This is a genomic window from Streptomyces sp. CO7 (genome assembly GCF_053474865.1).
Genome location: NZ_JBRIOU010000063.1, coordinates 1 through 623, shown reverse-complemented (window position 1 = coordinate 623; position 623 = coordinate 1). Strand labels below are relative to the sequence as shown.

Genomic DNA, 623 nt, shown 5'->3' with positions numbered 1-623 from the left:
GCGGCCGCCGCACGCCACGCACCGCTCGTCCTCGAGCCGGCCGAACTGGCCAGGGCGGCGGAACTGCGCCGGCCCGCCGACCGCGCCACCTACCTGTGCGCGCACGTCGGGCTGCGCCGCCTGCTCGGCTCCCACCTCGGTGTCGCGCCGAGCAAGGTGCCGCTGGCCCGCGCCCCCTGCCCCTGCTGCGGGGAACCCCACGGACGTCCCGTGCTCCCGGACGGTCGGCTGCACTTCTCGCTGTCCCACTGCGAGGGGCTGAGCCTGATCGCCCTCGCCCCGGCCCCGGTCGGCGTGGACATCGAACCGGTACCGCACCCCGACACCGTGTCGGAGGCCGCGGACGTCCTGCACCCGGCCGAGGCGGCGGAGCTGGCCGCTCTCGCGCCGGACCTGCGCCCCGACGCGTTCACCCGCGTGTGGACCAGGAAGGAGGCATACCTCAAAGGTCTCGGCGTCGGCCTGGGCGACGATCCGGCCGGCACCCGCGTCGGCGCGGGCCGACGGCCCGCCGCCCCGGTCGGCTGGCTGCTGGCCGACGTCGCGGTCCCCGCCGGGCACTGCGCCGCCGTCGCCGTCCGGCTGTGACCCTCCGGCAGTCCGGCGGCGCAGTGCCCGGCGGG

At 78.2% G+C, this 623-nt stretch carries 1 protein-coding gene; it reads left to right on the top strand.

Annotated elements, in window-relative coordinates:
• The coding region (locus ACOV8S_RS31100; RefSeq protein WP_448321831.1) for a 4'-phosphopantetheinyl transferase family protein at nucleotides 1–588 on the top strand (588 nt) is incomplete at its 5' end.
• Between the last annotated feature and the right edge of the window lie 35 nt (nucleotides 589–623).